Below are 18846 nucleotides of genomic sequence, written 5' to 3'. Positions count from 1 at the left end.
CGGTGTCAGGCCCGCGGCCCGGTGATCTCGACCTTGCACTGGCTCAGCATGATGGCGTCGGCCAGCGCCCACAGCACATCGAGCTTGAACTGCAGGATCTCGAGCGCGCGCTCCTGCAGCGCACGCGTCTGGCTGAAATAGTCGAGCGTGAAGCGCAGGCCATGCTGCACATCGCGCCGGGCCTGGGTCAGGCGGTTGCGGAAGTACTGCAGGCCCTCCGCCTTGATCCATGGGTAGGCCTCGGGCCACAGGTCCAGCCGCTGCTGGTGGATGTGCGGGGCAAACAGTTCGGTCAGGCTGGATGCGATGGCCTCCTGCCAGGGCTGCTGCCGCGCGAAGTTCACATAGGCGTTGACCGCGAAGCGTGCGGCCGGGGCCACCAGGCGCTCGGACACCACGTCGTCGCGGGTCAGGCCCACGGCCTCGCCCAGACGGATCCACGCCTCGATGCCACCTTCTTCACGCACGCCATCCACCAGGCGCCCGTCGTGATCGAGGATGCGCTCGATCCACTCGCGCCGGATCTCGCGATCCGGGCAGTTCGACAGAATGGCCGCGTCCTTGATGGGAATGGCCACCTGGTACAGATAGCGGTTGGCCACCCAGCCCTGCATCTGCTTCTGAGTGAGCTTGCCCTCGGCCATCATCACGTGGAAGGGATGGTGGATGTGGTAGCTGGTGCCCTTCTCTCGCAGGCGGGCTTCGAACTCGTCGGCCGACCAGCGTGGCCGGCCATCGTCGACCCAATGGGCCTGGTGGTGCGTGTGGCTCACAGAATGATCTCCATGCCGTCTTCGGCCACCTCGACGCCGCGGCGGGCCAGTTCGGCGCGCTCGGGGCTGTCCTCGTCGAGGATGGGGTTGGTGTTGTTGATGTGGATGAGCACCTTGCGCGTCGTGGCGGGCAGGCGGTCGAGCCAGGCCAGCATGCCGTCCTCGCCGCTCAGCGGCATGTGGCCCATGGCACGGGCAGTGCGCGTGGACGCACCCAGGCGGATCATCTCGTCGTCCGTCCACAGTGTGCCGTCCACCAGCACGCAGTCGGCCTGCTGCATGGCGGCCCACACATGGGGCTCCATCTGCCCGAGGCCGGGCGCGTAGAACAGGCTGCGGCCGCTGCGCGCATCACGAACCAGCATCCCGGCGTTGTCGCCCGGGTCGGGCTGATCGCGGCGTGGCGAGTAAGGCGGGGCGTTCGACAGCAGAGGCAGCGCCTGCAGGTGCAGGCCGGGCAGGCGGTCGATGGCAAAACCGGCCTGGTCCAGCGGCATCGCGTGCCACGCCACGCCGCTGTAGTGCGACAGCACCTGGAACAGCGGGTTGCCGCCCATCAGGTCGCTGCGCACCGGCGCCGTGCACCAGATGGCCCACGGCTGGCGGTGCTCGCGCAGCATGTAGAGGCCGGTGGTGTGATCGATCTGCGCGTCCATCAGCACGATGGCCTCGATGGCGGTGTCGCGCAGGGCGCGGCCCGGTTGCAGCGCTGGAAACTCGCGCAGCTGCTGCAGGATGTCGGGCGAGGCATTGAACAGCAGCCAGCGTTCGTCATCGGCGCTGACCGCAATCGAAGACTGGGTGCGCGCCTTGGCTCGCACAGTGCCTTCGCGCCAGCCGCGGCAGTTATGGCAGTTGCAGTTCCACTGCGGAAAGCCACCACCGGCGGCACTGCCCAGAATGCGGATTTTCACAGAAGGGAATCCGGTTCAGGTGCGCCAGTGCCGTGGCAGCCGGCGCACCGGGTTCGCCGAGCCGAAGCTCAGCGGTTGGCGATGTACATCGTGATTTCGAAGCCAAAGCGCAGGTCGGTGGCGGCAGGGGTTTCCCAGGTCATGAGCAGGTCTCCTTTGAGGGGTGTCGCACGGGCTCGCTGCCCGCACGGGCCATCACGGCGTGACGGCTGAACACACTGTAGGCAGGTCGGGATGCGACTGCCATCACGGGTTTCCTGCAGCCCGGCTCATGAATTTCTGGAGTTCCGTTTTGGAACAGTCCGTGACACACCGTGGTACACCGCCGCACCACCCTCGCGCTGCTAGCATCCCGCCATGCCCACGCCTCCCCGGTTGCCCAAGCTGCCCTCGCTGTCTTCTGCGCTGTGTCTGCAGGATTCCGGCTGGCTCGACGTGGGTGCCGGCCACCGCATCGCCTGGTCGCGGCACGGCACACCGGATGGCATGCCCGCGGTCGTGCTGCACGGCGGCCCCGGCAGCGGCAGCAGCGCACGAAACCTCGAGTTCTTCGATCTGGCCCGCTGGCAGGTGGTGCTGTTCGACCAGCGAGGATGCGGGCGCAGCACGCCCCTAGGCGACATCGCGCACAACACCACCGCCGACCTCGTCGACGACATCGAGGCCCTGCGTCAGCACCTCGGCATCGCGCGCTGGCTCGTGGTCGGCGGCTCATGGGGTGCGACGCTGGCCCTGACCTACGCCCTGCGCCATGGCCAACACTGCCTGGGCCTGCTGCTGCGCGGCACCTTCCTCGGCCAGCAGGCCGACATCGACTGGTTCGTGGACGGCGCGCGTGCCGTGCGCCCCGCCGCCTACGCCGCGTTTGCCGAAGGGCAGGCGCCACATGCCCTCATCGAGCGATACGCCGAGGCCTTCCGAAGCGGCGACGCAGCAAAAGCCCATCGTGCGCTGGTGCGCTGGCTGCGCTGGGAAGCGGCGCTCGAATCGCCCGTTGAGCCACCACCCGATGGCCCAGCCGTGCCGGCACCAGGCAGCCCGGAAGCCGATCGCCTGCTGGCCCGCGGGCGGATCCAGACGCATTACCTGCGTCACCGGTGCTTCCTGAAAGACAGCGAGCTGATCGAGGGCGCGCGCGGGCTCGGCCATCTGCCCGGCGTGCTGCTGCACGGCACGCACGACCTGGTGTGCCGCCCTGCCAATGCCGAGGCCGTGCACGCAGCGTGGCCCGGCAGCGTGCTGCACTGGGTGCCCGGTGTGGGCCATGCACCGTTCGAGCCGGCCATGCAGTCCGCCATGCGTCAACAATTGGCGCACTTTCTGGCGCACGGGCGCTTCGCCGAGCAGGAGGCGACGCCATGAGCCTGCGGCTGCGCCTCACGCTTGTCATCGTGGCCCTGATGGCGCTCACCGTGGGCCTGCTGGCCTGGCGCGAGATCAATGGCACCCGGCGCAGCGTGCACGAAGAAATCGAGGCGGCCAGCCGCGTGGCCGTGCAGGTGCTGCGGGTGGTGAACCAGCGGCCCTTCGCGGAAGCCCGGATCATGGTGCAGGGCCTGGGCCGCGTGCGCGCCAACGAGATCACCCTGTTCGACGCACAGGGCGGGGTGGCCTATGTGTCGCCCCCTTCGCCCTACAAGCCTGGCCGGCAGGCTCCCGACTGGTTTGCCGCGCTCGTCATGCCACGCACTGCGGTGCAGAACATCGCGTTGCCTGGGGGGCGACTGTCGGTGCGGCCCGATCCGTCTCGCGCCGTGCTCGATGGATGGGACGATTTCGTCCAGCTGATGCTGCATGTGGCCGCGGGCCTCGTGGTGGTGGGTGGCTTCACGGCGTTGACGCTGGTGCGCACCCTGGCACCCCTGGCCCGCATCGAAGGGGCATTGCGCAGCCTTCAGCGCGGTGATTACGACACCCGCCTGCCACCGCTGCCAGGGCGCGAAGCCGCCCTGATGAGCCAGGCCTTCAACGACATGGCGCAGTCCATTCAGGACAACCTGCATGCGCGCGACGAGGCCCGTGCCGCGCAGGCGAGCCTTGCTCAGTCACGCGAGCTCACCCAGGTCATTCTTCAGCGTGTGGAAGCCGAGCGCGCCCGCATTGCCCGTGATCTGCATGATGAACTCGGCCAGCAACTCACGGCCCTGCGCACGGTGGCTCAGGTCCTGAGCCAGGATCCGGCCCTGATGCGCGACAAGGCCGAGCTGGTGGGCCTGCTCAAGCGCGTGTCCGACGACATGGCCGCCAGCCTGCAGGGCATGCTGCCGCGCCTGCGCCCGCTCGCGCTCGACCGCCTGGGTCTGCACGATGCCCTGTCGGACCTGCTGCTGGACTGGCGGCAGGTGGCGCCCACGCTCGACATCACGCTGCACGTCGACCCTTTGCCGGATGGCCTGGGAGACACCCTGGCCACCGCCGCGTATCGCATCGTGCAGGAGGCTGTGACCAACGCCATCAAGCACGCGCAGGCGCACCACATCAGCGTGGCACTCACATGCACGGGCCACGCGCTCGAACTCGCTGTGCAAGACGATGGCATCGGTCTACCCGCCGCATGGCAGCGCCCCGGCCACCACGGCCTCCTGGGCATACGCGAGCGGGTTCAGGCACTTGGCGGCACACTGACGCTTTCTGCCGCGCAGCCCGCCGCCCCCCGCCCCGGCCTGCGCCTGTCGGCCGCCCTGCCCTGGTCCCAGTCTCCCGTTTCAGGCACCTGAATGAGCTCCCGCCTCCACGTTCTCCTCGTCGACGACCACGCGGTCGTGCGCATGGGCTTCCGTCTGCTGCTGCAGACCACGCCGGACATCGTCGTCGTGGGCGAAGCCGACAGCGGCGAGCAGGCGCTGGATCTCTACGCCGCCCTGCGCCCCGACGTCGTCGTGATGGACATCACCATGCCAGGCATGGGCGGCATCGAGGCCGTGCGGCGCCTGGTGTCCTTCGACCGCGATGCGCGGGTGCTCGCCCTGTCGGCCCACGAAGACGCCAGCCACCCACGCCGCGTGCTGAAGGCAGGGGCCTGCGGCTACCTCTCCAAACGGGGCGCCGCCGAAGCGCTGGTCCAGGCCATTCGCGACGTGGCCGCGGGTCGCATCGCGCTCGATCCACTGATCGCCCAGCGCCTGCACGCCGGTGAAGAAGCGGGCGCCACGGTGCTGGGGCGCCTGTCCGAGCGCGAGTTCGAGGCCTTCCTTGGCCTGGCCCGCGGGCAAAGCGTCCAGCAGCTCGCTGAAGCCATGCAGTTGTCCGCCTCGACGGTCGGCACCTACCTTTACAACATCAAACAGAAACTGGGCCTGCAGAACCAGGCGGAGATGACCCTGCTGGCGGTACGCGAGGGTCTGATCGAGCCGTGAGGGTACCTTTCTGTACCCTCCCCCGTGTTTTCACGGATAATCTGACAACGACGCCCGCCTGATTGGCGGTGCATGATCGCGTTTTCACCCCTGCAAGGAACACACATGACCCGTGACGTCGTCTTCGTGGGCGCAGCCCGTACCGCCATCGGCAGCTTCGGTGGCTCGCTGAAGGACATTCCCCCTGCGCAACTCGGCGCCCTGGTCATCAAGACCGCGCTGGAGCGCGCCGGCGTGGCCCCGAAGGACGTCGGCCATGTCGTGCTCGGCAACGTGATCCCGTCCGTGCCGCAGGACGCCTACATCAGCCGTGTGGCCGCGCTCGAAGCCGGCGTGCCGCAGGAAACCCCCGCCTTCAACGTCAACCGCCTGTGCGGCTCGGGCCTGCAGGCCATCGTGTCGGCCGCCCAGTCCATCCTGCTGGGCGACTGCGACGTGGCCATCGGCGCCGGTGCCGAGTCCATGAGCCGTGGCGCCTACCTCGTCACCAGCAATCGCTGGGGCGCGCGCATGGGCGACGTGAAGATGCTGGACTTCATGCTGGGCGCGCTGCATGACCCACGCCTGAACATCCACATGGGCATCACGGCCGAGAACGTGGCCGCCCGCCACGGTATCAGCCGCGAGCAGCAGGACGCCTACGCGGCCGAGTCTCAGGCCCGCGCCGCCAAGGCCATCGCCGCCGGCCTGTTCAAGGAACAGATCGTTCCTGTGGAGATCAAAACCCGCAAGGGCGTCGTGGTGTTCGACACCGATGAAGGCGTGAAGGCCGACACCAGCGTCGACACGCTGGGCAAGATGAAGCCCGCGTTCAAGAAGGAAGAAGGCACCGTCACCGCCGGCAACGCCTCGACGCTGAACGATGGCGCCGCCGCCGTGGTCATGGCCTCGGCCGAGAAGGCCAAGGAACTGGGTCTGAAGCCGCTGGCCCGCCTGGTGTCCTATGGCCACGCTGGCGTCGAGCCCGAGTACATGGGCATCGGCCCCGTGCCCGCCTCGAAGGCCGCCCTGGCCAAGGCCGGCCTGACCGTGGCCGACCTCGACGTCATCGAGTCCAACGAAGCGTTCGCCGCCCAGGCCTGCGCCGTGTCCAAGGAAATGGGCTTCCCGGCCGACAAGACCAACCCGAACGGCTCGGGCATCTCGCTGGGCCACCCGGTCGGGGCCACCGGCGCCATTCTGGTGACCAAGGCACTGTACGAACTGCAGCGCACCAACGGCCGCTACGCGCTGATCACGATGTGCATTGGCGGCGGCCAGGGCATCGCCATGGTGATCGAGCGTCTGCAATAAGCGCCGACCACATCACGCACCAAGGGGCCACCAGGCCCCTTTTTCGTTCGCGCCTACCATCTCGCGCCATGCATGAACTGAAGCTGCACCCGTGGTCTCATCCCGCCCGTGAAGGGTTCACCCTGCGGGGCTGGCACAGCGTCCCCAGTGGCAAGCCGTTGTTGCACGTGCTACATGGCAACGGGTTCTGCGCCCGCATGTACGAGCCCATGCTGAAGCCGCTCAGCGCCCACTTCGACCTGTGGCTCAGCGACGTGCAAGGGCATGGCGACAGCGACGAGGGCGCGCGCTTTCTTGGCTGGAACCGCAACGCCGAACTGGCGCTGGAAGCCTTGCAGGCGCAGGGCCACGCGTTCCGGCAGGTGCCACACCTGGCCCTCGGCCACAGCTTCGGCGGCGTGCTGACGGCGCTGATGATGGCCGAGCACCCTCGGCACTTCTCGCGTGCCGTGCTGCTGGATCCGGTGCTGATGCCGCCCGCCATGCTGTTTGGCCTCACTCTGGCCGAGATGACCGGCACCGCCAAGCTGGCACCGCTGGCGCGGCAGGCCCGGCAGCGACGCCACCACTGGGCCAGCCGCGAGGCCGCTTTCCAGGCACTGCACGGCCGCGGCGTCTACAAGGGCTGGACGGACGAGGCGCTGCACGCGTTCGTTACCCATGGCATGCGGGAAGCGGCTGACGGCAGCGTGAGCCTGAAATGCCCGCCCGCCCGCGAGGCAGAGATCTTCAGCACCGGGCCGGAGCGACTGTGGGCCTCCCTGGGCCGGGTGCGCACCCCCACCCTGGTCCTGCGGGCCTCGCACACCTTCGGCTTCGTGCGCGAGGCTGTCTCGCGCTGGACCCTCGTCAACAGCGCGGTGGAAGAGGCCGAGTTTCCCGGGGGGCACTGCTTCATGCAGAGTCACCCCGAAGACGCGGCCCGGACCGTCCTCGGCTTTCTGATAGAGCAATCCAAGGGTTAACCCCGAAGTCCGGCATTCAACTTGCTTTAATAATGAGAGTGTCCGTTGGTGCACCCGCGTGGTGCCCGACGCGGCCGTCCGCTGCAACATGCTCCACACCCGCCTGATTCCCCTGAGCCCCGATGCGCACCACCATGCGCACAGGCACCACCAGCTTGTGCTGTCCGTGGATGGGAAAGCCGAGTTCGAGGTGGAAGGCCATGGCGGCGAGGTGTGCCGGATGCGAGCCTGCCTGGTGCCTGGCAACGCCGAACACCAGTTCGCCGGCTTGGGTGACAACCGCATGCTCATCATCGACTTCGACGCAGGCGACATGCAGACGCCCGACCTCGACGTCATGAGCCGCCTGTTCTCGGTGCCTCGTTACCCCCTGCTGGACGCCGACTTCCAGCACCTGCTGTGCTATGCCAGCGCAGAACTGAAGCGCTTTGGCAGCGACCCTTTGCTGGCCCAGGGGCTGGGGGCCACCCTGCTGCGGGCGCTGCATCTGCGTCTGTTCGAGCAGGACACACCCGCCCGCACAGGGCGTCTGGATGTCGGCCGCATCGACACCTTCATCGACCGGCACCTGGCTCGGCCCATTGGCGTGCAGGAACTGGCCCGGGTCGCGTGCATGAGCACCAGCCACTTTCACGCCGAGTTCAAGCGGGTTGCCGGCATGACGCCCCACCAATACCTGCTGCAGGCACGGCTGAAGCGCGCGAGCATGCTGTTGCGGGACAGCAGCCTGCCGGTGCTTCAGGTCGCCGAGGATTGCGGCTTCTCGAGCCAGAGCGCCCTGACCACGGCCATGAGCCGCCACCTGGGCATGACGCCCAGGCGCCTGCGCACAGCACGGCTGGCACAAGCCTGAACCGATCACCCTGCCCGGCTCCGGAGTTTTCCGAAAAACCATCGGAGAGCCGGTAAAAAAATCGGTCAACGCTCCCCTACGCTGCCCACCAAGCCGCACCTCGCCCGAGGTGACCGTAAGACAGTCGCCCCGCACGGCCGCCTTCCGGCACTGGCGCAAGCTGCTTCCCTCCACCCGCCCAGACGCCCCGCCAGGGGTCCACCTCATGAGCTTCTCCAACCCAACCCTGATCACCTTCGTGATCTACATCGCCGCGATGGTGCTGATCGGCTTCCTCGCCTATCGCTCCACCGAAAACCTGTCGGACTACATCCTGGGCGGGCGAAGTCTGGGCAGTTTCGTGACGGCCCTGTCTGCCGGCGCGTCCGACATGAGCGGCTGGCTGCTGATGGGCCTGCCCGGCGCGCTGTTCGTCTCCGGCCTGTCTGAAAGCTGGATCGCCACGGGTCTGATCATCGGGGCCTGGCTCAACTGGTACTTCGTGGCCGGCCGTCTGCGCGTGCACACCGAACATAACGGCAACGCGCTGACGCTGCCGGATTACTTCAGCCACCGCTTCGAGGACGACAGCCGCGTGCTGCGTGTCCTCTCCGGCCTGGTGATCCTGGTGTTCTTCACCATTTACTGCGCCTCCGGCGTCGTGGCCGGTGCGCGCCTGTTCGAGAGCACCTTCGGCATGAGCTACGACACCGCTCTGTGGGCCGGCGCCGCCGCCACGATCGCCTACACCTTCGTGGGTGGCTTCCTTGCCGTGAGCTGGACGGACACCGTGCAGGCCAGCCTGATGATCTTCGCGCTCATCCTCACGCCCATCGCCGTGATGCTGGCCACCGGCGGCATCGACCCCACGCTCGCCGCCATCGAGATGAAGAACAGCGAAGCCTTCAACCTGTTCAAGGGCACGAGCGCCATCGGCATCGCCTCCCTCATGGCCTGGGGCCTGGGCTACTTCGGTCAACCGCACATCCTCGCGCGCTTCATGGCCATCGACTCGGTGAAGTCCATTCCGAACGCCCGCCGCATCGGCATGGTGTGGATGGTGGTCTGTCTGGTGGGTGCCATGGCCGTCGGCTTCTTCGGCATCGCCTATTTCTCGGCCCATCCCGACCAGGCTCAAGCCGTGACCGAGAACCCCGAGCGCGTGTTCATCGAGCTGGCCAAGATCCTGTTCAATCCGTGGGTGGCCGGTGTGCTGCTGTCGGCCATCCTGGCTGCCGTGATGAGCACGCTGAGCTGTCAGCTGCTGGTGTGCTCGAGCGCACTCACCGAAGACTTCTACAAGCCCTTCTTCCGCCCGAACGCCTCTGAAAAGGAACTCGTGTGGGTGGGCCGCGCCATGGTGTTCCTGGTGGCGGTGATCGCCATCGTGCTGGCCACCAACCCGAACAACCGCGTGCTGGGCCTGGTGTCCTACGCCTGGGCCGGCTTCGGTGCCGCCTTCGGCCCGCTGGTGCTGTTCTCGGTGCTGTGGAAGGGCATGACCCGCAACGGCGCCCTGGCCGGCATGCTGGTCGGTGCCGTCACCGTGATCGTGTGGAAGCAGTTCGGCTGGCTGGGCCTGTACGAAATCATCCCAGGCTTCATCCTGTCGAGCATCGCCATCGTCGTGTTCAGCCTGATCGGCCCGAAACCGACCAAGCGCATGGTGGTGCGTTTCGAACGCGCCGACCGCGAGCACGCTGCGAGCTGATCGCACAGACAGAACGAACGGGGCCTTGTGCCCCGTTTTCCTTTCCGGCGCTTCTTTTCAACAACAGGAGGTTTTCTTGAGCACCGAACGTTTCCCGTCCTACATCGACCCCGCCGCCCCTGGCCCGTGGGGCATGTTCCTGGAGCAACTCGACCGCGTCGAGCCCCACCTGGGCCCGCTGGCCCGGATGATGGACACGCTGCGCCGCCCCAAGCGCATCCTGGCCGTCGACGTGCCCATCCACCGTGACGACGGCACCATCTACCACGTCGAGGGCTACCGCGTGCAGCACAACCTGTCGCGCGGGCCCGGCAAGGGCGGCGTGCGCTATCACCCGGGCGTGAACCTGTCGGAGGTGATGGCGCTGGCCGGTTGGATGACGATCAAGAACGCCGCGGTGAACCTGCCGTTCGGCGGCGCCAAGGGTGGCATCCGCGTCGATCCGGCCACGTTGTCGCTTGCAGAACTCGAGCGCCTGACGCGCCGCTACACCAGCGAGATCGGCGTGATCATCGGTCCGGACCGCGACATCCCGGCACCCGACGTCAACACCAACGAGCAGACGATGGCCTGGATGATGGACACCTACTCCATCAACCAGGGCGCCACCCAGCCGCGGGTGGTGACCGGCAAGCCCATCACCATGGGCGGCAGCCTCGGGCGGCGCGAGTCCACCGGCCGGGGTTGCTTCGTGGTGGCCCGGGAAGCCATGCGCAAGCTCGCCATCCCGATGGAAGGCGCCCGCATCGCGATTCAGGGCTTCGGCAATGTGGGCAGCGCCGCAGCGCGGGCCTTCCACGCCGCGGGCGCGCGGATCGTGGCGGTGCAGGACGCGACGGGCACCGTGCACAACGAGGCGGGCATCGACCCCGCCGCGCTGGATCGCCACATCAGACAGGATGGCGGCCGGGTTGCCGACTTCCCTGGTGCGATCCCGGTTGCAGACGAGGATTTCTGGGCGCTGCCTTGCGAGGTGTTGCTGCCGGCGGCGCTGGAAGGCCAGATCACGCGCGACAACGCCCGCAGCGTGAAGGCCCGTCTGGTCGTCGAAGGCGCCAACGGCCCCACCACCCCGGAGGCCGAAGACATCCTGCTGGACCGGGGTTGCCTGGTGCTGCCCGACGTGCTGGCCAACGCGGGCGGCGTGACGGTCAGCTACTTCGAATGGGTGCAGAACGCGTCGAGCTTCTTCTGGACCGAAGACGACATCAACGCGCGGCTGGACCGGGTGCTGACCGAGGCGTTCGAGGCGATCTGGCAGGTGGCCGCGGCGCGCCAGGTGCCGCTGCGCACGGCGGCCTTCATCACCGCCTGCACGCGCGTGCTCGAAGCCCGCGCGCTGCGCGGGCTCTATCCCTGAGCCTTTACTTGTATTGCGCCAGCGCGGCCTTGAGACGGGTGCTCACGGCATCGCGCAGGGCCTTGGGCGACACCACCTCGACCTCGGCGCCATGGCGCAGCACATCCATCGCCAGCTCGGTGGGCTCCACATAGGGCACCTTGAGCTCGTAGCGGCCATCGGGCAGCGTGCGGGTCTTCTGGTCGGGGTGCCACTCTTCGCGCGACACCCACTGGGCGGCCTCGGTGCTGAACACCAGCGTCGCCCAGTTGACCTTGCTGCCGGCGAAGATGCCATAGCCCCCGTCGAGCTCCTGCTCCACGCGCTTCAGGCTGATGTCGCGTGCCTTCTGGCCGGTCATCTCGGCCGACTCGACTGCATCCAGCGCAAAACGCTTGAGCGCATCGCTTTCATGGCACCAGGCGTCCAGGTACCACGTGCCGCGGTAATGGATCAGGCGCTGGGGCGAGACCTCGCGGTCGGAACTCGTCTTGCGGCCGCGCGTCAGGTAGCGCATCGCAATGCGCTGACGCTGCAGCAACGCCGCACCGATCAGCTCGAAGTGCTCGCTCGGCACCGGGCGCTTGCCCGTGCCCATGATGCGCACCCGGCGCATCAGTTCGGCGCTGTCGGAGTCGTTCGTGCCCAGCAGGTGGTAGATGCGGTCGAGCAGCGGTTGCAGGTGGCGGCTGAGCGTGCCGTTGCTGTCCAGGCTGGACAGCAACTGGTGGGCGGTCAGCAGGCTGTAGAGCTCACGTTCGTCGAACCACAGACCCGGCAGCTCGTGCTTCTGGCCGCGGAACTCCTCGCCGAAACGGTAGAGGTTGTCATCGCGGTGGTAGACGATCGGCGCGTCCATGCGGTCACGCAGGAACTGCAGATCGCGCTTGAGCGTGGCCGGCGAGACCTCGAGCGTGTCCAGCATCTGCTGGAAGCTCACGCCGCCGTGATGGCGGATCAGGTTCTCGATCTTGTAGAAGCGTTCGGTGCGATTGCCCATGGTGTGTCGACTCCCAGGCTCATCCCCTGAGCCTCGAAGGCGACTCTAGCAGACTCCGCCCCGTCAGCGCACGACGAACAGTTCTGCCTGGCGGGCCGCCAGCCAGTGGTCGGCCGGCAGGCTCACCTTGGGATCCGGCAGACGGCGCGGCACCGGGCGGGGGCTGAGCAGACCCCGCGTGGCCAGCGCCCAGCCCTCGGTGGCCTGCGCGTCAGGCAGGCTGCGGGTGCCTTGCGCCAGTGCGTTCACGATGGTTTCGGCCTGCGTGGCCGTGAGCGCACGCGCCACGCGCTTCCAGCGGTTGAGCACCAGACGCGTCTGCCACGCGTCTTCCACCGCCCACCGCAGCGTGAGCGCCTGCTGCGTGCGGCGCAGCGCGCGCACCTGGGCCACATACGCGTCGGTGAAGGCCAGCACATCCTTGCGCAGGGCCTTGCCCGGCACCAGGGCGCGCAGCGCGTCGATGTGCTCGTCCAGCGCCTCCGGGCGCTCGCTCTCGGCGTGAGTCAGCACCAGGCGGCACACCACCGCCTGCAGCGCCTGGATGGGGTTGAACACGCGCAACCGGTTCGAGGGCAGCACCAGCATGGGCAGCACAGCCGCCTCCTGGTGATCCAGCCGGGTCACGAAAGACGCGAGCACCGCCACGCGGGCCCACTCGGCGCCGTTCAGGCCATCGATCTCCGTCACGCCCCCCTCGCAATCGCGCATGTAGCGGATTGCGTCATGAAAGCTGGCGTCGCCCTTCGCCGCGTTGGCGCGCCGGCTCATGACCGCGAGGTTGCCGGCCGCATACGCCGCGTCATTGAACACCCGGTCGACCGACCAGTCGGTTTCGGCCCCGGCGCCATGCGTCAGCGCCGACCGCGTGATGGGGCAGGTGTCGGTGTCGATCAATTGCAGAAAGCGGGGCGTGACCTGCTCGGTGTCGAACACGCGGCCGCGGTTCAGCGCATTGAGGCGCAGGTTCAGCCACTTGCGGGCATGGCGGGTGGGCTGCAGCACGCGCAGGCCGAAGGTCTGCCGGCCGGCGTCGACGCCCTGGGCCAGCTGCGGCCAGGCCGCCTCGGCGCCCTCCGGGACAGCCAGTCCGTAGTGGGCAAAATCCCAGCCCAGCTCGAAGGCCAGATCGACGCCCAGACGGGCAACGCGCGAAGTGACGGATGTGTGCATGGGGTGCTCCTGGATAAGCGGCCCACCGACACGGCGAGACCGACCATGCCCTGCAGTCTGACGACGCACAGGCTCAGGGCGTGATCCACCGATGAACGGCTGCGACGCCACGAAACGACATGCTCGCCGGCGCGCCACTGCTCCATTTCGCAGCAGTCACGAGCCCCGCTGCTCCATCCTGAGAAAAGCCCCGGCGTTCTTGACCTCGCTCAATCCCGCGCCACCATGGCGCCCTATCTTGGGGACACCCCGGTTGTTTTTCAGGAGAAAACAAATGACCAAAATGGTGCTCCCCCTCGCCGCCCTGCTTGCCTCGTGTGCGGCGCTCGCCGCCGACCCGGCCACCGACAAGCCCATGCTTGATCTGGCCAACCACGCCGGCTGCATGACCTGCCACCACGTCGAGCCCGGCGCCAAGGGCCCGGACGGCCTGCCCCCCATCGGCCCGCCGTGGCGTGATGTGTCGGCCAAGTACAAGGGCCAGAAGGGTGCGCTCGAGCAGCTCACCCAGACCGTCATGAAGGGCTCCAACCCGTACGACAGCCACTGGAAGGGCAAGGCTTCGGGCCTCGCCATGCCGCCCAACGCTGCCGCCATCAAGGAAGCCGACGCGCGCAAGCTCGTGAAGTGGATCCTGTCGCTGGAAGCAGGCAAGAAGTCCTGATCCGGCACCGGCCCTGATCTGCCTGTTTTTTGTGCAGACCAGGGGCTCTCCCAGGGGCGGGCTCGTTTGCCCCACCCTTCCCAACAGACTTGTCCACAGGAAACAGGGACAAGTCTGTTTTCATTGGGTGGCCTGCGCCTGGGGCCACACCCGGCGCAGCACCATCACCCACAGCAGCGCGACCGCCGCACCGGCGAGCACATCGGTCGGAAAGTGCACCTGCAGGTAGATGCGTGAAGCACCCACCGCGGCCACGAACACTGCCACCCACGCCCAGCCCCATGCACCCGCACGATGGCGCCGCTGCAGCAGACAGGCCACCGCAAACGCGCATGCCTGCATGGTGTGTGCACTCGGGAAGCTCGGGTCGACCGGCATCGTGACCAGGGGCTCGAACAAGCCCGGCCGGGGGCGTGCCACCGCCAGTTTGAGCGCGTGGACGATGGCACTGGCGCCGACCAGCGCCGCTGGCACAAACAGCGCATGCCACCGCCCGCCTGGCGCTTCCCGGCTTGCCTGCCACGCAGCGAGGGCCAGAGCGGTCGGCAGGAGCACATAAAGCGATCCCAGCCAGGTGACGGCCGTCATGAGCCGGTCTGCCCAGGGGGAGCGGTACTGGCTCATCCACGCCAGCCCGGCTTCGTCGAGCACGGTGGTGCCGCAACTTCCTCCGGGGCAGAGCCACGCCGCGGCGGCCGCCAGAACGATCAGCAGCGCGGCCAGTAGCGCGAGGCGCGTGGGCCGGACAACGGGCGAAGTGGGCAGAGTCATGCAGCGTGCGGGCAAGCCATGTGCCGATGTTGCCCCAAAGCAGCAGCCCTACCGTGGCAGGGCCCGGGACGGCTCTGCGACACTCCGGACAAGCCCACCACAGCCACGCTGCATGACTGCCCCGCATCGAACTTCAATCCCACGCCGCCCTGCTGCCACGATATCTCGCCACATGCGCCTTCTGGCGTGGGGCCTGGCCGCGTTTCTCGGCCTGCTGTGGACAGCCGGCGCGTGGATGGGCGCTGCGCTGACGGAGTGGGCCAGCGCCGTGCTTCAGTCGGGCAACCTCACGGTGGAAGAGGTGCGGCGGATGCCGCTGCCCGAGATGCCGGAGTGGCTCCGGCGCTGGGGCGACTTCCTCGGGCTGACCGCGTGGCGCGATGCCATGCTGGGGGCGCTGTCTGTCGTGCAGCGCCACCTGCCGATGCTCGGCGGGGCGATGGCGTGGCTGGTGCCGCTGATCTGGGTGGTGTGGGGCGCAGGCCTGGCGCTGCTCATTGCCGGCACCGCGGGCCTGCTGCGGCTGATTGGGCGGCATCAGCGGCCGTGAGGGCCCGGACATACATGGCGCCCCCGGAAACAACAAAGCCCCGGAGGTCATCCGAGGCTTTGTGCTTGATTCTGATGGTGCCGGAGAAAGGAATCGAACCCTCGACCTTCTCATTACGAATGAGCAAGAAATCGTGTTTGCGAACATTCCGAAGCGTTGATAAACTGGCTGCTCTCTCTAGGAATTACCCAGGGACTGCGCGCGGAAGTGTTGAGCGCCGTTCAACACTTTTCGGGATTTCGTCTTACATCCGCCCTTACATCAGGACGACATGTAAGGGCGGATGTAAGACTGGAGTGGCATGGCCAAGGTTTCGTTCACAGCTGCGCGAGTGGCAGGGTTCAAGTGCCCGCCGGGCAAGGCTCAGGCTTTCATGTGGGACGAAGGCACACCTGGCCTGGGCCTGCGGGTCACCCCGAACGGCAAACCCTCGTACGTGTTCCAGGGTTCCTACTGCGGGCGCGACATCCGCATCACAATTGGCAGCCCAGCAGCTTGGAGCATCAAGGAGGCGCAAGCAAAGGCTCGCGAGTTCCAGCGACAGATCGACGAGGGAAAGGATCCCCGAGGACTGAAACGTGAGGCGCTCGCCGCTCAGAAGGCTGACGACGCCCAGAGAGCCGCCCAGGGCGTGACCGTAGGGGAGTTGTGGCCGACGTACCTCACCGAGGGAAAGCCGAAGCGTCGGGACGCATGGAAGCCGCGTTACGTCGAAGACCTCAAGAAGATGGCAGACCCGGGCGGCAAGCCGAAGAAGCGAGGCAGCGGCAAGACCCGACCGGGCCCACTGTGGCCGCTGATGTCCATGCGCCTAGTGGACATCACGGAAGATGCCCTCAAGGAGTGGCACGATGCGGAGGCCAAGGCGAGCAGACACCAGGCGGCCCGCGGCCTGATGATGTTCAGAGGCTTCATGCGCTGGTGCGCCACGCGCCCACGGTACCGCGATCTAGTGGACTTAGATGCAGGCAGAGCCCCTGCCCTGCTGCAAGACCTGCCCGGCGCCAAACGGCGCACGGATGTCCTGGAATCAGCTCAGATGCGCGGCTGGTGGAGTGCCGCCGAACAGTTGACCAATCGCACGGCATCGGTTTACCTGCGTGCCTTACTGTTGACCGGCGCGAGGCGGGAGGAGATGGCCGGCCTCAGGTGGAAGGAGGTCGACTTCACTTGGCGCAAGCTGACCATCGCGGACAAGGTCGCCAAAGCGCGCACCATTCCCCTAACAGCGCACTTGGCGCATTTGTTGGCAGGCCTACCGAGAATCAACGAGTTCGTGTTCGCGAGCACTGGCAAGAAGGGCCGGATTGTCGACGTACGCGCGAGCCACCAGAAGGTTCTGCAGGCGGCGGCCATCCCACACCTGACGCTCCACGGCCTCCGTAGAGCGTACAAGCAGCGCGGGCGCGCTGTCGTGCCTCACGGAGCTGTGGATCAGATCCAGGGGCACGCGCCCTCGGGCACTGCGGACGGTTATGCGGTGTTGCCGCTGGACGACCTGCGCCCGTTCGCTGAGGCAATCGAGCGCCATATTCTCGAGTTGGCGGGTGTCTCGAGCGCAGGATCTGAGCCAGCATGATGTGTATGCCGCCGCGGTACCACTCACAGTGGTGATTGGCGAAGCTGCACTTGCGACCTACCCTGCGAGCTTCTTCACCAAGTTCCAGCATGGCGACCTACAACGCATCCAGTGCCGTTCGAGCCAACATCACCCGGATGCTGGAGGCCTCGGACATGAGCCTGAACGCGTTTTGCCAGCATGCCGGCCTCCCCTATTCGACCGTGCAGCGCCTCTTAAGCAAGGAAGGCCCTGAGATGTCTCCGACTCTAGCAACGCTCGAGGGCATCGCAAACGGCTTCGGCGTACCACTCGCTAACCTGTTAGCGGCAGATGCGCCCGTGGCACGCCCGAGTCCTGCGGCAGGCCCCTCTCCAACGCTTGCGAAGCAAGTAGGCCGACTGGTACAGGACTTCATGAGTTGCCCCGAACCGGTCCGTGCGCGGGTTCTCTACCAAGTCGAGCGAATTGCGGCAAAGCACGCAGCCTGACCACGTTCACCGCTGGGCAAGAGAGCACTCGACTCCATTTTGATAAGTAATTGATGAACGACAGAAGGCAGTACGTTGTAGAGGTGGGCCCGGCCAACGAAACGCTGGAGTGGGGTTCATTGGACGAAGCGGCGACTTGGCTACAGACTCAGCTCGACAAATGGTCTTGGACCTCTGGCGGAATGGCGGCCTCGCTTGCGCAGAACCAGGTTTGGGGCGTGATCTCGACCACGCTAGGTGACGTCCGTACCAAGTTCAACCACGCGAAGATCTTTAGCCAGTCGGCCCCGGGGAACTCTGACGAGGTGGAGAACTTTCGAGAGGGTGCGCTGCTTCTGAAGAGGGCTTACGAAGAACACCCTTGGTTGTCAGAGCAATCCCCGGCTGGCAAGTTCATAGCCGATGTCAGACGGCGAAAGGGTGACGCAGTCGCGAGCGGCGTACTCGCGATCTGGATGAATCTCAGCTTCAACAGCGACAACCACCCGTATTTCGTGGCCCAGGCCGTAGCAGAGTCCGAGTTCTATGCACGCGGCGGGCCGGACCGTCTAGCGTGGGAAGAGGCGGAGTACGCGAACATTTTGCAAGGGATCACGCGCTCCCGGGACACGATGGCTGCGCTTCAAGAAGGCCTCCGACAGCAGGTTGAAGAGCAAACGAAGGCCTTCAGCTCCGAGAAGAGCGCCCGTGCCATGCACTTCTCCACAGAGAAAAGCACCCGCGATGAACAGTGGAAGCAGCAGGTCGACGATGCGACGCAAAAGCTGAAGCAGATTGAAAGGGCTTACCGAGAGCATATGTCTCTCGCTGCGCCAGTCGAATACTGGGAGAAAAAGAAGATCCGCCACTTCCGATGGATGGTCGCGACTGGTCTGGTGACCATATCGGCAATGGGACTTGCCGGTTGGCTACTTCACTGCGAGCTAACAGAAGTCGGACAAGCTGCAAGTGCTGCTGCATCGTCTGCCAAGGCAGCCAGCGGTGCGGCTGCCTTGGGGAAAACCGATGGGGTAATGGCGCTGCTGACCGCCGCTACCACTTGGCGCCTCGGCTCCTTCATCCTGCTGGCGACCCTCGCCTTCTGGGTGCTCCGCCTTCTGGTGAGGATCTTCTTGAGCAACATGCATCTGGAGAACGACGCGGCCGAGCGAGTCACTATGGTGAAGACCTACCTTGCGTTGATCAGCGAGGGGAAGTTGAACGGTGATAGCGAAAATCTGAAGGCGGTGCTCGCCGCCCTTTTCCGGCCCACAGGGGATGGCATCGTAAAGGACGAAGGGATCCCTCCCAACGTCCTTGAACTGCTCACCAAGCTGAAGTAGGCGTCACTCCTCAACGTACGCGAGTGGCCTGCTCAAAGCGGACACGGGAATGCCCGTCAGCATGCTGGTGAGCGTCAGCGTGTCGCGCAGTGCCCGCTTGGCGCTTCCGTCCTCCAGCACAGCGTTGTAGACCG

19 protein-coding genes are annotated in these 18846 nt (G+C 66.6%); 13 read left to right on the top strand and 6 right to left on the bottom strand.

Annotated elements, in window-relative coordinates:
• Positions 1-5: 5 nt before the first annotated feature.
• From pqqC to pqqA, 3 genes are all read right to left on the bottom strand, one after another.
• Positions 6-773 (bottom strand): pyrroloquinoline-quinone synthase PqqC, encoded by a 768-nt coding sequence (gene pqqC / locus Q0Z44_RS07630; RefSeq protein WP_298011557.1) that lies wholly within the window; start codon positions 771-773, stop codon positions 6-8.
• Positions 770-1687, bottom strand: a complete 918-nt coding sequence (gene pqqB / locus Q0Z44_RS07625) for a pyrroloquinoline quinone biosynthesis protein PqqB (RefSeq protein ID WP_298011556.1) — start codon at positions 1685-1687, stop codon at positions 770-772. Before pqqB ends, pqqC begins: the two co-directional genes overlap by 4 nt.
• 68 nt (positions 1688-1755) lie before the next feature.
• The gene (pqqA, locus tag Q0Z44_RS07620; protein ID WP_109038365.1) at positions 1756-1830 is read right to left on the bottom strand and encodes a pyrroloquinoline quinone precursor peptide PqqA; all 75 of its coding nucleotides are present in this window, start codon (positions 1828-1830) and stop codon (positions 1756-1758) included.
• A gap of 214 nt (positions 1831-2044) precedes the next feature.
• Here pqqA and Q0Z44_RS07615 point away from each other — a divergent pair, with 214 nt between their 5' ends.
• The 8 genes from Q0Z44_RS07615 (at position 2045) to Q0Z44_RS07580 (ending at position 11204) form a co-directional block, all read left to right on the top strand.
• Complete coding sequence (locus Q0Z44_RS07615) at positions 2045-3049, top strand: alpha/beta fold hydrolase (RefSeq protein WP_298011555.1); 1005 nt, start codon at positions 2045-2047, stop codon at positions 3047-3049.
• Positions 3046-4404, top strand: coding sequence for a sensor histidine kinase (locus tag Q0Z44_RS07610; protein ID WP_298011554.1), 1359 nt, complete (start codon positions 3046-3048; stop codon positions 4402-4404). The genes Q0Z44_RS07615 and Q0Z44_RS07610 overlap by 4 nt, the downstream gene beginning before the upstream one ends.
• Positions 4405-5043, top strand: a complete 639-nt coding sequence (locus Q0Z44_RS07605) for a response regulator transcription factor (RefSeq protein ID WP_298011553.1) — start codon at positions 4405-4407, stop codon at positions 5041-5043.
• A 105-nt stretch (positions 5044-5148) separates the two neighbouring features.
• Complete coding sequence (locus tag Q0Z44_RS07600) at positions 5149-6336, top strand: acetyl-CoA C-acyltransferase family protein (protein ID WP_298011552.1); 1188 nt, start codon at positions 5149-5151, stop codon at positions 6334-6336.
• Positions 6337-6404: 68 nt separating this feature from the next.
• Positions 6405-7301, top strand: coding sequence for an alpha/beta hydrolase (locus Q0Z44_RS07595; protein WP_298011551.1), 897 nt, complete (start codon positions 6405-6407; stop codon positions 7299-7301).
• An 88-nt stretch (positions 7302-7389) separates the two neighbouring features.
• The gene (locus Q0Z44_RS07590; RefSeq protein ID WP_298011550.1) at positions 7390-8154 is read left to right on the top strand and encodes an AraC family transcriptional regulator; all 765 of its coding nucleotides are present in this window, start codon (positions 7390-7392) and stop codon (positions 8152-8154) included.
• A gap of 205 nt (positions 8155-8359) precedes the next feature.
• Positions 8360-9844 carry a sodium/proline symporter PutP gene (gene putP / locus Q0Z44_RS07585; RefSeq protein ID WP_298011549.1) on the top strand — a complete coding sequence of 495 codons (1485 nt, stop codon included), beginning with the start codon at positions 8360-8362 and terminating at the stop codon, positions 9842-9844.
• 76 nt (positions 9845-9920) lie between these two features.
• A complete protein-coding gene (locus Q0Z44_RS07580; RefSeq protein WP_298011548.1) occupies positions 9921-11204 on the top strand; it encodes a Glu/Leu/Phe/Val dehydrogenase in 1284 nt (427 codons plus the stop codon).
• Positions 11205-11208: 4 nt separating this feature from the next.
• Here the strand turns inward: Q0Z44_RS07580 and Q0Z44_RS07575 are convergent, their stop codons facing one another.
• Both Q0Z44_RS07575 and Q0Z44_RS07570 read right to left on the bottom strand, forming a co-directional pair.
• Entirely contained in the window at positions 11209-12183 is a 975-nt protein-coding gene (locus tag Q0Z44_RS07575) for a WYL domain-containing protein (protein ID WP_298011547.1), read from the bottom strand.
• A 63-nt stretch (positions 12184-12246) separates the two neighbouring features.
• Positions 12247-13356, bottom strand: coding sequence for a hypothetical protein (locus Q0Z44_RS07570; protein ID WP_298011546.1), 1110 nt, complete (start codon positions 13354-13356; stop codon positions 12247-12249).
• Between the two features lie 274 nt (positions 13357-13630).
• On the opposite strand from Q0Z44_RS07570, the gene Q0Z44_RS07565 reads away from it, so the two are divergent.
• Complete coding sequence (locus Q0Z44_RS07565) at positions 13631-14020, top strand: c-type cytochrome (RefSeq protein WP_298011545.1); 390 nt, start codon at positions 13631-13633, stop codon at positions 14018-14020.
• Positions 14021-14140: 120 nt separating this feature from the next.
• Here the strand turns inward: Q0Z44_RS07565 and Q0Z44_RS07560 are convergent, their stop codons facing one another.
• Positions 14141-14791 carry a phosphatase PAP2 family protein gene (locus Q0Z44_RS07560; protein WP_298011544.1) on the bottom strand — a complete coding sequence of 217 codons (651 nt, stop codon included), beginning with the start codon at positions 14789-14791 and terminating at the stop codon, positions 14141-14143.
• Between the two features lie 172 nt (positions 14792-14963).
• Here Q0Z44_RS07560 and Q0Z44_RS07555 point away from each other — a divergent pair, with 172 nt between their 5' ends.
• The 4 genes from Q0Z44_RS07555 (at position 14964) to Q0Z44_RS07540 (ending at position 18712) form a co-directional block, all read left to right on the top strand.
• Positions 14964-15341, top strand: a complete 378-nt coding sequence (locus tag Q0Z44_RS07555; RefSeq protein WP_298011543.1) for a hypothetical protein — start codon at positions 14964-14966, stop codon at positions 15339-15341.
• Between the two features lie 301 nt (positions 15342-15642).
• Positions 15643-16920 carry an integrase arm-type DNA-binding domain-containing protein gene (locus Q0Z44_RS07550; protein ID WP_298011542.1) on the top strand — a complete coding sequence of 426 codons (1278 nt, stop codon included), beginning with the start codon at positions 15643-15645 and terminating at the stop codon, positions 16918-16920.
• Positions 16921-17009: 89 nt separating this feature from the next.
• The gene (locus tag Q0Z44_RS07545) at positions 17010-17390 is read left to right on the top strand and encodes a helix-turn-helix transcriptional regulator (protein ID WP_298011541.1); all 381 of its coding nucleotides are present in this window, start codon (positions 17010-17012) and stop codon (positions 17388-17390) included.
• Between the two features lie 53 nt (positions 17391-17443).
• Positions 17444-18712, top strand: a complete 1269-nt coding sequence (locus Q0Z44_RS07540) for a DUF6161 domain-containing protein (RefSeq protein WP_298011594.1) — start codon at positions 17444-17446, stop codon at positions 18710-18712.
• Positions 18713-18846: the final 134 nt, after the last annotated feature.

It is taken from the genome of uncultured Aquabacterium sp. (genome assembly GCF_947366995.1).
In the GTDB taxonomy this organism is placed as follows: domain Bacteria; phylum Pseudomonadota; class Gammaproteobacteria; order Burkholderiales; family Burkholderiaceae_C; genus Aquabacterium.
The sequence above is the reverse complement of the archived record's forward strand: the minus strand, read 5'-3'. Positions and strand labels throughout refer to the sequence as shown.